A 14,278-nucleotide genomic window follows, 5' to 3' on the forward strand; every position below is an offset into this window, starting at 1 on the left:
GCCGGCGGAACGCAAAAAAGAAGCCGGTCGATCAAGACCGGCTTCTTCGCAAACCCTGCATATATTCATTGATCTTAATATCCAGCTCCATGCTGATCTCGACGACTCGGGAGGACGTAAGGCTGTTTCCGCTTTGAACAAGCTGCTCCATCTCCTGCCTCAGCCGGTAAATATCATCTTCCAGCGTGGAAGCAGCAGAGACCCGTTTCCGTTTGCCAAAGATCCACTTGGATTTCTGCTCGCTCTCGCGTATCCAATCGAGATTCAAGTTCTGCCGAAGTTGATATTCCGGAAAAGCCATTCCTTATCCCTCCCAACCCTATAGTATCTTAGTCCTTAGACGGATAGTTCCATAAATTATTAATATACAAAACTTCCATACTTCTAAGATACCAGTTATTGGGGAATTTGAAAATGACTTTTTTTGTCGAAATTAGAGATTTTTCATAAATTTTCCTATTCTTTCGATCGCTTCGAGCAGTTGGGAGACCGAATAAGCATAAGAGCAGCGCACAAAACCGTCTCCGCCGATGCCAAATACGTGTCCCGGCACGACTGCGACCTTGGCCTCAAACAAGCAGCGCTCCGCAAATTCCGCCGAACTGAGCCCGGTGGACTGGATGGACGGGAAAGCGTAGAACGCGCCCTGGGGCTCATGGCACTGCAGGCCGATCTCGCGGAACCCTTGAACGACAAGTCGCCGGCGCTGGTTGTACGATTCTACCATGCGGTCCTTCTCTTCCATTCCGTTCCTCAATGCTTCCAGAGCGGCCACCTGTCCCATGGAAGGTGCGCACATGACCGTATATTGATGAATCTTGGTCATCGCGGAGATCAGGTCCCGGTGTCCGCAGGCATAGCCCATACGCCAGCCCGTCATGGCGAAGGCCTTGGAGAATCCGCTCACGAGAATCGTCCGGTCCCGCATGCCCGGTATGGCGGCAAACGACACGTGTTTCTGGTCGTAGGTCAGTTCCGCATAGATTTCGTCGGAAATGACGATCAGGTCGTGCTCTTCGACGAGCCTTGCAATCGGCAGCCAATCCTCGTAGGTCATAATGCCCCCGGTCGGATTGCTCGGATAGCTCAGGATCAGGATCTTAGAGCGCGGCGTGATCGCTTTCTTCAGCGAATCGGCCGTAAGCTTGAACTGGTCCTTGGCGAACGTCTCGATTCCTACGGGAACCCCGCCGCTAATCTGCGTTATCGGATTGTAGGACACGTAGCACGGCTCGGGGATCAGGATCTCGTCACCCGGCGTGACGAGGGCGCGGAGCGCCAGATCGATCGCTTCGCTGCCGCCCACCGTCACGAGCACTTCGTCCGACGGCTCATAAGGGGTCTGGAACGATCCGTACAGATACTCGGCGATCGCTTCACGCAGTTCGGGCATGCCGGAGTTCGGCGTATACTTGGTATTGCCCCGCTCGAGCGAGTAGACGCTCGCTTCCCTCACATGCCAAGGCGTGCTGAAATCCGGCTCCCCGACGCCAAGCGATATGATGTCCTTACGGCCGCTGGCAAGGTCGAAGAACTTGCGGATGCCCGAAGGCGGAATATTGCGGACGAGCGGCGCCAGATAGCCGTCCATCGACTTGGTCTGGGGTACTCCCGTTTGCTCTTTCGGCTCAATCATCGTCCATCTTCCTTTACGGCGAGATTAACAGTCTGCGGTCATCCTCGTGATCTTCGAATGTGATGCCGTCCTGCTTGTATTTTTTGAGAATAAAATGCGTCTTCGTCGACAATACGCGGTCAATCGGCGACAGCTTGTTGGATACGAAGGACGCCACTTCTTTGAGTGTCTTGCCTTCGATCTCGACGAGCAGATCGTACGCACCTGACATCAAATAGACCGACTTCACTTCCGGATATAAGTAAATGCGCTCGGCGATGGCATCGAAGCCGCGGCCGCGCTCAGGAGTAATCTGCACTTCGATCAGCGCCGTGACCTTCTCGCTGTCGACTTTTGCCCAGTTGACGATGGTCGCGTACTTCACGATCACGTTCTCTTCTTCCAGCTCGCGTATCGCTTGGGCCACTTCTGCCTCAGGCGCGGCGAGCATTGTCGCGATCAGCGCCGGGCTGCGGCGGGCATCTTCTTTCAACAACTCGATGATTTTCATCTTGAATTGTTCCATGGGCTAAGGATCCTCCTACGGCGTTCAGGTTCATGACGGGCTCTTCACCCGGCAAAAGGTTATTTCTCCATATTACACCTACGCCGCACCATTTGGCAAAGTAAAAATAACCCGGCCCCGCCTGGCTCCGCGGGTCCCAGACCGCCTCGCGCCCCCTGCTTCGGAGCGGATTCGCGGGCAGCCTATGGCGGCACGCAAAAAGAGCAGTCCGGCCCTGGCGGGGAGGCTGCTCATATCCCTATGGAGTGAAGTTAAAGTTGTATGCTTGCTTGGTGTTCCTCAAGCAATGCCGGCCTCGGCCATGCGGACCGCCCGCGTCAGCAGGACTCAGCGGCAGATCCGGCGGGCAGAGAGAAGCTTGCGCATGCTCGACTCAATCTCCCGGCCCGTGTAGCTCGGAAGCAGTGTGCATTCGAAACCGCCGGCATCCGCGCCGCTGTCCACCAACCGGCCGATCCCGATCAGCCGTCCGCTGTCGTAAGCGGATATCACCTTGCCGCCGTCCGCAGGATGTTCCTGCAGCTGCGGGCAGCCCGCTTCACGGGCGAGGTCATCCATCAGCCGGAGCAGCTGCGCTTCTTCCGGCCGTTCGTTATGCAGTGCGATCTTCATCAACAAGTCCCTTCCTCTCATTCGGATCCTTACTTCCCTATATTCATTATTATACACTTAAATGAATAATTATGCAACGAATTCCTCTTTGCGGGTTCCCCGTTATGGTTCATCTGCCTTATGTTCAAGCCGTGAGCCATTGATCCTGCGAACCGTTAGCGCCGTTCCCTATTATTTCTATTCGTTCTCCCGCCACCCCGTGCTTCCAAATAATGAAAGAAGCCTGCCCCAAAACAGGCCGGCTTCATGGGAGCCATGCTATGCATCAGCTTCCGGTCAAAACATTCCGATCAAATAATTCCGGTCAAAAAATGTCCATACTCAAATAACGCTCCCCCGTATCGGGAGCAATGCAGAGAACGCGCTTGCCGGGGCCCAGCTTCAGGGCTACCTGCATTCCGGTCCATACCGTCGCTCCCGCGGACGGGCCAACGAGAATCCCTTCGAGCCTGGCGAGGTCCCGTGTCGTCCGAAGGGCGTCCTCATCCGCTACCTGGACAATCACGTCGTAGACTTCCGTATTCAAGATCGCGGGAACGAAGCCGGGGCTCGTGCCGACCAGCTTGTGGGGGCCGGGCTGTCCGCCGGACAACACCGGCGAGCCCTTCGGCTCAACCACATAAATGCCGAGGTCCGGCAGCTTCCCGCGCAGGACTTCGCCCGTTCCCGTGATCGTCCCCCCTGTCCCGGAGGAGGCGACGAAGGCATCGAGCCGGCCTTCCATCTGCTCCAGAATTTCGAGAGCCGTCGTGACCCGGTGAATATCCGGGTTCGCCGGATTCTCGAACTGCTGCGGGATGAAGGAATGCGGAATCGCCGCCTGCAGCTCCTGCGCCTTACGGATCGCTCCCGGCATCCGCTCCGCCGCCGGCGTCAGCACGACTTCGGCGCCATAAGCTTTGAGCAGATTGATACGTTCTTTGGTCATGTTATCCGGCATGATCAAGATGGCTTTGTAGCCTTTGGCCGCCGCATTCATCGCCAGGCCGATCCCCGTATTGCCGCTGGTCGGTTCGATGATCGTCGCCCCCGGCAGGAGCCGGCCGTCCTTCTCCGCCTCGGCGATCAAGTTATACGCGGCGCGGTCCTTGACGCTCCCGCTCGGATTGAAATACTCCAGCTTCACGTAGAGCTCGGCGGCCTCGCCGCCCAGCAGGCGGTTAATCCGCACAGCCGGCGTATCCCCGATAAGCTCGGTAATGCTGCTTACCATTCTTCTGCTCTTCGTACCCATCTCCTCACGATCCTTCCGTATCCTGAGCCCTTCTGCCGGACTTTTCTCGCACGCTTATAGGCTTCTTTCCCCTCATTGTAGTATGGGCTCCTGGATTGTCAAGCGGAGGGGTCTGCGCGCAAGACAAGACGGGCCGCCTCTTGGCAGGAACGGCCCGTCATTTCCCTGATGCTATGCAGCTTTGCGCGCCTTGCCCATCCAGTACCAGGCCAAGAGGGGACTGCTGCCCAAGGCCAGCAGGAGCCAGTTGAGCACGGCCGGCGACTGGGTGAAGCTCACGACAGCAATAAAGACCGAGGTACCGAGCAGACGCCCGCCATTGAGCGCGAGCTCGCGGAGAACGATATATTCCTCCCTGCGTCTCGCGCTCTCTTCATCGCTGCCGATGCGGTCGAACACCATCGAGGTCATCGGAATCCCGTACAGCGGGAAGAAGATCGCCGCTCCGATACCGAACACCAGCAGCGTAGTGAAATTCACCTTCCAGAAGAAGGGCAGGATGATCAGCACGAGCATCGCCGCGCCGATCAGCATCGCCGTGTGGCGGTACCGCGGTTTGAGCATCCGCCCGGCAGCCAGGAAGCTCAGCAGAGCTACGGCCGATGTGATCAGCGAGAAGTTCCCGAGGCTCATCTCGCTGCCGGTATGCACGTAGACAAGCAGTCCGATCATGAAACCGAAGACACCTTCCCGCATGCCCTGCGCCACGAGCGCAAGTCCGATGGTCCGCCAGACGGCATCCCGCCGCAGGCAGCGCCACGTCAGCAGCCACTCGTAAGTGCCCGAAGCTTTCCGCTTCTTGAGGAAGAACGATACCACTACCCCGATCAGGAAGACGATCAGCGACAGGGAGAAGATGAGGCGGTAGCCCTGGGCCGCCTGCAGACGAACAATGAGGAAGCCCGAGATCCAAGGGGCGACCATCCCGACGAACGAACCGATCAGGCCGGCCCAGCCGTTGAACTTGTCGCGGTTATCCGGGTCCGTCACTTCAAAATAAACGACGTTGAAGGCGATCCAGAACAAGCCGGACGAGAGGCCGATCACCATGCCGAGCGGGACGAACCATTCTGCCGCCCGGTCTCCAAAAGACAAGACCAGTGTGTAGAACAGCGCTGCTACCGCCACACCGGCGCGAAGACAGTTCATTTTGTTATATTCCTTGACCCATTTGCCGGCAAGCCAGAACGTGAGGGCCATCGTCAGATGCGTGACCAGGGTGAACCAGCCGATGAGCGTAAAGTCCCCCTTGGACTTCCACAGGTAGACGTTAACGAACGTGCCGGACAATGCGTTGGCTGCGGCGAACAGCCCGTTCACCGTCAGCAGAAGCCGGGCCTGACCCTCCAGCGGGGCGCTTCGCCCCTTACCCGGGGGTGTACCTCCTGAACCTGCGGAGGGATCGCCGCCCTTTTCCGTATGGCCGACACCCTGCCAGGCCGGGTATTTCATGACGGCCGGCGAAGGCGCGGCATTCTCTCGTACCCAATCATGGGGAAACTGTTTCGAACCGGAGTGCATGCTCTCACCTATGACTTGGAATGTGGTGCCTGTGTTTAGTTAAGCTTCCCCATCCCGCAAAATCCATGAGCGCTTCGATCCCATATCATAAAAAAAGGAACCTGGAGATGAGCCGCAGCCTCTCTTGGTTCCTTCCTGGATCTATTGTTGATCTATTGGGATTCTTTGCCCCGCAGCTGCTCGATCAGTGCCAGCCGGTCCGCTTCGGACAAATGCTGCTCGAGCTTGAAGCACGACGGACAAGTATACAGGTCCATCGTAAACGAGGCCGCCACCAGCGGTTTGCCCAGCACCTCGTGGATGAACGGCTGGAACCCGGCCGGTGCCGAATGGGCGCCCACCTTCAGCATGAAGCTGCGGCACGAAGAGCATTCCGGCGCAATCTCCTGCGTATCGAGCACACTCTGCACGCCTTCCTCGTAGTCGTCCATCGTTTCCGCCTCTTCGTCCAAGAGTCCGAAATCTTCCTCTTCTTCTTCATCGAACATGATATGCTGACCGGTGCCTTTGACCTTGAGATTGATACTCCGGTACTCTCCCAGCTCATTGAAGCAGTGCGGGCAGGATTCCTCGGGTCCTATCTCCGGATCCCACACGATCTCGGTCTGGCACCACGGGCAGATCACGTCATTACTTTGCGACAATCGTCATTCCTCCTTGGACGGCTCCCACAGCCGCGGACGCATCATGACTTAGGCATGATTAATAAAATAGTAAACGCCTACGGCAAAAAAAACAAGCGCAAGCACAAGCAGCGTACCCCATAAATACTTCACTAGCGGACTATCCCTCCTTGCCCGCCAAGCAGGCCTTCCCTTCTACGTTACACAGGCCCCGATGACATAGGAAAGCGATACGGAAATCATCATCGAAATCAGGCCCACCGCCCGGTTGTCGTTCTTGATTTGATCGTCGATCTTGAAGTAAGGCATGAGGAATTCGAAGATAAAATAAGCGGCAAGCAGCAGCAGGAAGCCGTACCCTGCCCATACCAGCGAATCCAGAAGGGAGTCGTTGTTCAGAATCGCGAAACGGAACAGATTGCAGATTCCGAAGATCTTCCCGCCCGTCGCCATTGCCACCGCCACATTGCCGTTCTTGATCTCTTCCCAGTCCTTATACTTCGTGACGAGTTCAAAGATCGCCAGGAACACGATCAGCGCGAGCACGGCCACCGAGAAAAAAGCAAGCGTCTCCACATAAGGATTGCCCATCATCCAATCCAATTGTTCGTTCATGGACTGTACTCACCCGCCCTTTCGCCTCAGCATAACAGTTTGTCGTCCGAACAACCGAAGAGACTGAAGGAATACATTCCTCCAGTCTCGGGTACCGAGAAACTAACCGAACAGGTACGTTACTGGTTCTTGGAAGCAAGCTTTGCCTTCAAAGCCGCCAGCTCATCTTCTACACCGTCATCCTTGCCGAGAGCGCTTAGCTCGTCATCCAGGCTGCGGTCCTTCGAGCGGAGCTCATTGCTCGCTTCTGCTTCGGCTTCGAGCTGCAGCACTTTCTCGCTCATGCGGTCAAAGCCTTTGGCCGCGTTATCCGTACCGAAGCCGGACATCGCCTGGTTGATCTGCTTCTGCGCCTTGGCGGCTTCGGCCCGCGCCACGAGCAGATCCTTCTTGTTCTTCATCTTGCCGAACTCGTCTTTCATCTCGCCGAGCTGGGCCCGCAGACGGTCTGCGTTGGCCTTGGCCGTATCGTACTGCTTCTTCATTTCGTCGAAGCGGGTCTGGTGTTCTTTCTTATCCTGCAGCGCGCGGCGGGCCAGGTCCTCATTGCCCGACTCGAGCGCCTTCACGGCCTGCTGCTCCCGCTTCAGCACCATCTCTTCGGCTTCTTCGTACTGCGCCTTGAATTTCTTCTCGATCGCAATCTGCTTCGCAACAGCGATCTCCGCTTCCTGAATATCCGCTTCCATATCCCGCAGGAACTGCGCCAGCATCTTGACCGGGTCTTCCGCCTTATCGAGCATATCATTCACAGCAGCCATCGTCAGATCGCGAAATCGTTTGAAAATACCCATAATCAAAGTCCTCCCTGATTATCCATTGTCATGTTTTCATTTATTAATCAGTCTGCCCTGTAAAGAAACAACTTTGCATATCGGTATATACGTTGAAAGCTGCCGGCCCGTTTCAAGAAAAGGCGGCGGAGTTCAAAAAAAGAAGAGGGGCCGTGCGCCCGAAAGACGAAGCGGCTTATTTCAATTCCGCCACGGTAACCCCGGCGCCACCTTCATTATAATTACCCATCCGGTAGCTCTTCACATGCTTATGCTTACGAAGATATTCTTGGATGCCGGCCCGCAGCACCCCGGTGCCCTTGCCGTGGATGATGAAGACGTGGCCGAAATTGGCGAGATACGACTCGTCGAGGAACCGGTCCACCTCAATCATCGCCTCCTCCACATTCGTCCCGCGCAGATCGAGCTCCATCTTGGCGTTCTCGTCGCGTGTACGCTTCAGCGAAGAGGTAGCCTTGGGCGGCTCCGCTTTCTTCTGGGCGGAAGCCTTCTTGACGAGCTCGAGATCGGCCTTATTCACTTTCATCTTCAGAATTCCCAGCTGGACGCTGAATTCCTGGGCGTTCACGACCTCTACGACATGCCCGCGCTGGCCGAGATTCGTCACCAGCACTTCGTCGCCCGGACCGATCGTCTCGGGCTTCTTCTTCGGCAGCTGGGATACCTGCTTCGAACGAAGCTCCGGTGCGGCGTCATTCAGCTTCTTCTTCAATGCGCTGAGCTTGTGGTCCTTGACGCCGCCCGCTTCCTCCCGCTGCAGCCTGCGAAGCTCGCTGATGACCTCCTCGGCCTCCCTGCGCGCCTTCGCGACCGCCTCGCGGCCTTCCCGCTCCGCCTTCTCGAGCAGCTTGTCGCGCTGCTCTTCGAACTTAAGCCGCTCGGCATTCAGGCGTTCCCTCAGCGTCTCCACCTCGCGGCGCAGCCCTTCGGCGGTCTCCCGCTCGGCCTGCGCCTGAATCGTGTTCTGCTCGAGGGTCGCGATCATCGACTCGACCCGCTGTTCTTCTTCGCCTACCTGGCCGCGGGCGTTCTCGATAATGGATCTCGACAAGCCGAGCCGCTCAGCGATCGCAAACGCGTTGCTTCGGCCCGGTACACCGACGAGCAGCCGGTAGGTCGGACGGAGCGTCTGCACGTCGAATTCCATGGAAGCGTTGATAACGCCCTGCCGGTCGTAGGCGTAAGCCTTCAGCTCCGTGTAGTGCGTCGTGGCGACGATGCGGCAGCCCATGCGGTGCATGTAGTCCAGGATGGATATCGCAAGGGCTGAGCCTTCGGCCGGGTCGGTTCCCGCGCCCAGCTCATCGAGCAGCACGAGGCTCTTCGGCGTCATCTCGCGGAGTATCCGAATAATGTTCGTCATGTGGCTCGAGAAGGTACTGAGGTTCTGCTCGATGCTCTGCTCGTCGCCGATATCCGCATAGATCGCATCGAATACGCACAGCTGGCTGCCTTCCTCCGCGGGCACGAACATCCCTGACATCGCCATCAGGGAGAGCAGGCCGATCGTCTTCAGGGATACCGTCTTGCCCCCCGTATTCGGGCCCGTCACGATGATGGACGAGTATTTGCCTCCAAGCTCCACATCCAGCGGGACGACGTTCTCCGAGGAGATGAGCGGATGCCGGCCGAGCTTCAGCTTGATGAAGCCCCGGTCGTTGAGCAGCGGGAGCGTCGCCTTCATCTCGCGGGACAGCCCCGCCTTCGCAAAGATGAAGTCTAGCTCTCCGAGTACCTCCACATTGACCACCAGCGGATCGGCCACTTCGGCCACCTCGGCGGTCAGCATCCGTAGAATTTTCTCCACCTCGGCCTCTTCCTTGAGCTTCAGCTCCCGGACGCGGTTGTTCATCTGGACGACGGCCTCCGGCTCGATGAAGAGCGTGGCCCCGGAAGCCGACTGGTCATGGATCATCCCGCCGAAGTGGCTCCGGTACTCCTGCTTCACGGGGATGACGTAACGGTCGTTACGGATCGTTACGAGGTTATCCTGAAGCATCTTCTGGATGGAAGGGGTACGGACCATCTGCTCCAGCCGCTCCCGCGCCTTGGATTCGCTGCCTCTGAGTTCCGAGCGGATCCGCGCCAGCTCGGGACTAGCCGAGTCGACCACGTGGGCATTCTCGTCGATACAGAAGCGGATCCGGTCTTCGACCGGTTTGTGGTCGGTCATCGGTTCGGTCGTCTCCACCAGCAGAGGTACCGGATAATCCTCATGGACGCCTTCGAGGAACCGCTGCAGACGGCGTCCGCCCTGGCTCGTCAGCGAGATATCGAGCAGCTCGGAGGGGTTCAGCATCGCCCCGATGCGGGCACGGTGCAGGGCCGGGCGGATATCGCGTATACCGCCGAACGGGGCTCCCCCCTTCAGCCGGTCGACGTTCACCGCTTCATCGGTCGCCTGCAGACGGCGCTTCACTTCCTCGAAGGAGCCGCTCGGTTCCAGCGCTTCTACGCGGCTCTTGCCAAGCGATGTGCTGGCATGCGCCGCGCATCTCCGGAGAACGGCATGAAAATCGAGCGTAGCCAATATTTTTTGATTGTATGATGAGTTCGTGTTCATTGGTTGTATAGGGTCCTGCCTTTCGGGCGAGTTGGATCGTGCCTTCGTTGTAAGCCATTGTCAATTCCCCTTTATTATATCCAACCAGAGAAGGTAAAGCTAATGGATTTCACCAAGGTTTTCCACGGTTGCCCCCCTGTCGCATGGGAATCATAAGTCCGTGCACCTTTTGCCATGGTTGACAAGAAGCGCAAGTAAGCCTAAGGAGGAATTCAACGATGCATTTGCTGGGTCATCTCGTCAGATTTATCGTTTCCGCCTTCATGCTGCTGGTCGTAAGCTGGATTGTTCCCGGTTTTTCCGTCGGCGGATTCTGGAGCGCCTTCTTCCTCGCGCTGGTGATTGCCATCGCCGCCTGGGTGATCGAAGGCATCTTCGGTCGCAAGATAACGCCCTTCGGCAGGGGAATCGTGGGCTTCATTACGAGTGCGCTGGTCATCTGGGCGGCGCAGTTCATCGTAAGCGACATGTCGACAAGCATCATCGGTGCCGTCCTGGCCGCCTTGGTGATCGGGATCATCGACCTGTTCATCCCGGTGAAGACCCCGTTCGAGAACAACGGCTCACACCGCGAAGGAGCCAGGTAAAACCCAAAATCAGCCGGCAGGCCAACCTGCGGCTGATTTTTTTTGTATAGGCGGGCCGCCCCTGCCCCCCGCAATCCGTCAAACATTATTCATAAGAGTGTCACCTGCGCGACACAGCCAAACCGCCCAAAAAGGAGTATGGTGGTAGCAGTGTTTTCCATTGCTGTCTGGCAGCGATTCTATCGATTTGACACAAAGGGGCGTACTCTATATGAAAAAACTATTGACGATAGCGGCAGCGGCCGGCATGCTGCTCGTATTCTCGGCCTGCGGGGCCAAACCGGCGGCAACAGAGGAGCCGGCTGCTTCGGATGCGGCAGCGGCAGGCTCCGGCCAGCAGGTGAAGCTGGTGGCAACCAACTACACCTTCGACAAGAAGGAGTATAAGGTGAAAGCCGGCGAAGATGTTACTTTCACGCTTCAGAACAAGCAAGGCATGCACGGTGTCGTTGTGAACGGACTCAACGTAGAGCTCAATAACCAGAAAAAATCCGTTACCGTCAAACCAGACAAGCCAGGCACTTACGATATTCTCTGCTCTGTTCCCTGCGGAGCCGGCCACGCCTTGATGACCGCCAAGCTGATTGTAGAGTAGCAGCCTTCGGCGTTCCGTGAAGCTGGTCACAGCCATTTGCGGGCCTGCCCGCTCCGACAGCCCTGTCCGCTCCTTGAAGCGTGCAGGGCTGTTCTTTTATTCCCGGGCTCCCGCCGCCCTAAGCTGCGTAACGTCCGGCACCGCCGGATTGCCTTGACGCAAGAGACGCCGCACTCCGCAATGTCCCCTTCGATGGCATCATAGGTACCCTCCCCTAATCCGGATCCGCAGCGGCTCCTAATCTTTTCTTATATGATCTATCAGAAAACTTGATTTCACCAAAGACACTCCGATCTGGTATCATAGGAGCAAGAGCATATACGGAAAAGGTGGTAGGAATAATGGGACATCGAGAGCGGAACTGGGACGGCTGGACAGTCATTGTGACCGGGGCGGGGACCGGACTTGGCCGGGCCGTCGCGACGGACATCGCGGCAGCGGGAGCGAATGTGATCCTCTGCGGGAGGCGCGCAGATAAGGTGGAGGCCGCTGCCGCAGACATCCGCGAAGCGGGAGGCACGGCCCTTGCCGTGCAGGCCGATGTCAGCCGGGAGGAGGATGTCCGCCGGCTTGTCGCCGCCGCGCTGGAGACGTTCGGACGGATCGACGCGCTGATCAACAATGCGGCCGTTTTCGAGCCGGGACAGGTGATCGGCACCCCGCTCGCGCAGTGGAACGAACAGATTGCCGTGAACTTGACGGGCGCCTTCCTGGCTACCCGCGAAGTGCTTCCCGTCATGCGCAGGCAGCAGCGGGGACGGATCGTCAACATTACCTCCGCACTGGCGGCTGGCGGAGCCGGAAGCTCTGCCGCTTACTCCGCCTCCAAAGCCGGCCTGGAGTCGCTGACCCGCACGACCGCCGAAGAAGAGGGCTATCATCACATTCTCGTCAATCTCTACGATCCCGGCATGATTAAGACGGAGATGCGGGCCACCGGCAAAGATCCGGCCCGGGTCTCCTCCGAGATCGCAGCACTGGCCGCCCCGGACGTCCGCTTCAGCTCACGGCTCGTGGGAGCCGGCTGGCTGCTCGGCGATTAGGCGGAACGGTTAGAAGGGCGGTGGCCATCCCGCCAGAAGCAAAACCACCTTACCTTTACGGAGACCGGACATCCGTAAGTGTAAGGTGGTTTTTGGCGTGTGGGAGGCAAAACTCGCGGCGCAGTGCTTCGCAGGGAGGCCGAGCCCCCCGCCGCCGGCTTAGAGCGTCGGCACCATCCCTCTGCTCTCTCTTTGTTCCGCCAGACACCGGTGCAGCAGGCCGCACAGGCGCAGCGTTCCCTCGCGCAGCTCCTCTTCTTCCATCTGGGTGAACGAGAGGCGCAGATGGTTTCGCTGCGGCTCGGCCGCGTAACAGGCGGCACCGGGCAGGAAGACGACATTCTCCTTGAGCGCTTCCCGGTACAAGTCGCCGCTGTCCGCCCAGGCCGGCAGCGTCAGCCAGAGGTTCAACCCTCCCGCAGGCTCGCTCCAGGACACGGCAGCCGGCGCATGCTGCTTCAGCAGGCCGGTCACGAGCCGGCACCGGGCCGCAAGCGTCTCCCGCAGGCCGCCGAGATAGGCATCATACCGCTTGCGGGCCAGCAGCGGCTCGATCGCTTTTTGCGGAAGCAGCGGAGAGCCGAGATCGGCCGTGGCCTTGGCGGCGATCAGCCTGGAGATCAGGCTGCCCGAAGCCACAGCGCAAGCCACCCGGCACCCCGGCGACAGTACCTTGCTGAAGCTTTTGAGATAGATGACGTGCCCCTCGCGGTCCATCGACTTCAGCGTCCGGGGAGGCGCCTCTCCAAAATGCAGATCCCCGAACGGATCGTCCTCGACGATCAGACAGCGGTAGCTCTCCGCGATCTGAAGCAGCTCGCGCCGGCGCCGCATACTCATCGTCACGCCGGTAGGATTATGGAAGGCGGGTATCGTATAGATCACCTTGGGCGGATGCGAATCGCAGAGCCGGGTCAGCAGATCCGTACGCATGCCCTCTCCGTCCACCGGCACCGTAATGATCTTCGCGCCCCGGCTGGCGAATACGTCGATTGCTCCGGTGTAACTGGGTCCCTCCATATATACCGTATCGCCCGGTCCCACGAAGGTCCTCGCCGTCAGGTCGATCCCCTGCTGGGAACCGCTGGTCACGAGCACATGCTCCGGCCCGGCGTCTATGCCCCGGTCCGCCAGATAGCCGCTGAGCGTCCGGAGCAGACCTGCGTCCCCCTGGAAGGGGCCGTACGTTCCGATCAAGGACGGATCCTCTGCGATCAGCCGCTGAATATTCCTGCCGATCTCGGCGGATGGCAGCAGCTTCGGCTGAATGGCCGCCGTGTTGAAACGGTACATGCCCTCCTCCCCCTCGTTATAGTGCTTCCAGACCTGGGCCCTCGGCAAATAATCCGGCACGGCCAGCTGCCAGACTTCCGAAGAATCAGGGCGCGCAGGAGCCTGTTCTGCCGCTGCCGCCACGAAGCAGCCCCTCCCCTGCGTACATGTAATGAATCCTCCGGATTCCAGTTCACCGTAGGCTTTGCTCACCGTTACTTGGCTGATCTTGAGGAAAGCTGACAGATGCCGGACGGAGGGCAGCTTCTCGCCGGGCCGCATCAGGCCCGATTCGATCCGGTCCCGGAAGGACTGTACGATCTGTCCCGTCAGCCCCATCCCGCTCTTGCGTGTCAACTCGATATGCATACGGCGCCCCCTGACTTGTTGCAGGATCGATTCCTGCTGCTTCTCTGTTCAGCATGAACGGAGACAGCCTTCCCGTAAATATAACACTATAACAGTTCATCTAGTACAGAAGCGATCGAGTAGGAGGGGGCGCCTAGCCCCCGTCCTCTCACACCACCGTACATGCGGGTCCGCATACGGCGGTTTCAAAAGGTTAACGAAGTTCCAGATATCGAGAAAGCAAACTCTTCAGCCCTTTCGCTTCCCAGTAGGAAGCCCTAAGGGCATTGTTTGTGTTTCGAGACATTTCCCATGCTCCCCGTCTTGAGT

At 58.4% G+C, this 14,278-nt stretch carries 14 protein-coding genes and 1 pseudogene; 3 read left to right on the plus strand and 12 right to left on the minus strand.

Annotation, left to right across the window (positions count from 1 at the left end):
• Positions 1–31: 31 nt before the first annotated feature.
• From O9H32_RS07835 to O9H32_RS07880, 10 genes are all read right to left on the minus strand, one after another.
• Positions 32–301 (minus strand): aspartyl-phosphate phosphatase Spo0E family protein, encoded by a 270-nt coding sequence (locus tag O9H32_RS07835; protein ID WP_269865370.1) that lies wholly within the window; start codon positions 299–301, stop codon positions 32–34.
• A gap of 132 nt (positions 302–433) precedes the next feature.
• On the minus strand, positions 434–1,636 hold the full coding sequence (locus tag O9H32_RS07840) for an aminotransferase class I/II-fold pyridoxal phosphate-dependent enzyme (protein WP_269865371.1): 1,203 nt from the start codon (positions 1,634–1,636) through the stop codon (positions 434–436).
• A 13-nt stretch (positions 1,637–1,649) separates the two neighbouring features.
• Positions 1,650–2,141 carry an Lrp/AsnC family transcriptional regulator gene (locus O9H32_RS07845; protein ID WP_269865372.1) on the minus strand — a complete coding sequence of 164 codons (492 nt, stop codon included), beginning with the start codon at positions 2,139–2,141 and terminating at the stop codon, positions 1,650–1,652.
• 327 nt (positions 2,142–2,468) lie between these two features.
• Positions 2,469–2,753, minus strand: a complete 285-nt coding sequence (locus tag O9H32_RS07850; RefSeq protein ID WP_269865373.1) for a hypothetical protein — start codon at positions 2,751–2,753, stop codon at positions 2,469–2,471.
• Between the two features lie 304 nt (positions 2,754–3,057).
• A complete protein-coding gene (cysK, locus tag O9H32_RS07855) occupies positions 3,058–3,987 on the minus strand; it encodes a cysteine synthase A (protein WP_269865374.1) in 930 nt (309 codons plus the stop codon).
• A 171-nt stretch (positions 3,988–4,158) separates the two neighbouring features.
• The gene (locus tag O9H32_RS07860; RefSeq protein ID WP_269865375.1) at positions 4,159–5,439 is read right to left on the minus strand and encodes an MFS transporter; all 1,281 of its coding nucleotides are present in this window, start codon (positions 5,437–5,439) and stop codon (positions 4,159–4,161) included.
• A 221-nt stretch (positions 5,440–5,660) separates the two neighbouring features.
• Entirely contained in the window at positions 5,661–6,152 is a 492-nt protein-coding gene (locus O9H32_RS07865) for a hypothetical protein (RefSeq protein ID WP_269865376.1), read from the minus strand.
• A 174-nt stretch (positions 6,153–6,326) separates the two neighbouring features.
• A complete protein-coding gene (locus O9H32_RS07870; RefSeq protein ID WP_269865377.1) occupies positions 6,327–6,746 on the minus strand; it encodes a DUF350 domain-containing protein in 420 nt (139 codons plus the stop codon).
• A 119-nt stretch (positions 6,747–6,865) separates the two neighbouring features.
• Positions 6,866–7,540 carry a PspA/IM30 family protein gene (locus O9H32_RS07875; RefSeq protein WP_269865378.1) on the minus strand — a complete coding sequence of 225 codons (675 nt, stop codon included), beginning with the start codon at positions 7,538–7,540 and terminating at the stop codon, positions 6,866–6,868.
• Positions 7,541–7,715: 175 nt separating this feature from the next.
• Entirely contained in the window at positions 7,716–10,103 is a 2,388-nt protein-coding gene (locus O9H32_RS07880; protein WP_269865379.1) for an endonuclease MutS2, read from the minus strand.
• Between the two features lie 218 nt (positions 10,104–10,321).
• On the opposite strand from O9H32_RS07880, the gene O9H32_RS07885 reads away from it, so the two are divergent.
• The 3 genes from O9H32_RS07885 to O9H32_RS07895 all read left to right on the plus strand — a co-directional run bounded on the left by O9H32_RS07885 (position 10,322) and on the right by O9H32_RS07895 (position 12,328).
• Positions 10,322–10,690: a phage holin family protein gene (locus O9H32_RS07885; RefSeq protein ID WP_269865380.1), complete on the plus strand. Its 369-nt coding sequence runs from the start codon at positions 10,322–10,324 to the stop codon at positions 10,688–10,690.
• A gap of 211 nt (positions 10,691–10,901) precedes the next feature.
• Positions 10,902–11,285 (plus strand): cupredoxin domain-containing protein, encoded by a 384-nt coding sequence (locus O9H32_RS07890; RefSeq protein WP_269865381.1) that lies wholly within the window; start codon positions 10,902–10,904, stop codon positions 11,283–11,285.
• Positions 11,286–11,626: 341 nt separating this feature from the next.
• Positions 11,627–12,328: an SDR family NAD(P)-dependent oxidoreductase gene (locus O9H32_RS07895; RefSeq protein ID WP_269865382.1), complete on the plus strand. Its 702-nt coding sequence runs from the start codon at positions 11,627–11,629 to the stop codon at positions 12,326–12,328.
• A 159-nt stretch (positions 12,329–12,487) separates the two neighbouring features.
• On the opposite strand, the gene pdxR is transcribed toward O9H32_RS07895, so the two are convergent.
• Positions 12,488–13,969 carry a MocR-like pyridoxine biosynthesis transcription factor PdxR gene (pdxR, locus tag O9H32_RS07900; protein WP_269865383.1) on the minus strand — a complete coding sequence of 494 codons (1,482 nt, stop codon included), beginning with the start codon at positions 13,967–13,969 and terminating at the stop codon, positions 12,488–12,490.
• Between the two features lie 193 nt (positions 13,970–14,162).
• A pseudogene (locus tag O9H32_RS32775) lies at positions 14,163–14,278 on the minus strand (group II intron maturase-specific domain-containing protein); the annotation flags it as partial.

This window comes from Paenibacillus caseinilyticus (assembly GCF_027533645.1).
Taxonomy (GTDB): domain Bacteria; phylum Bacillota; class Bacilli; order Paenibacillales; family NBRC-103111; genus Paenibacillus_G; species Paenibacillus_G caseinilyticus.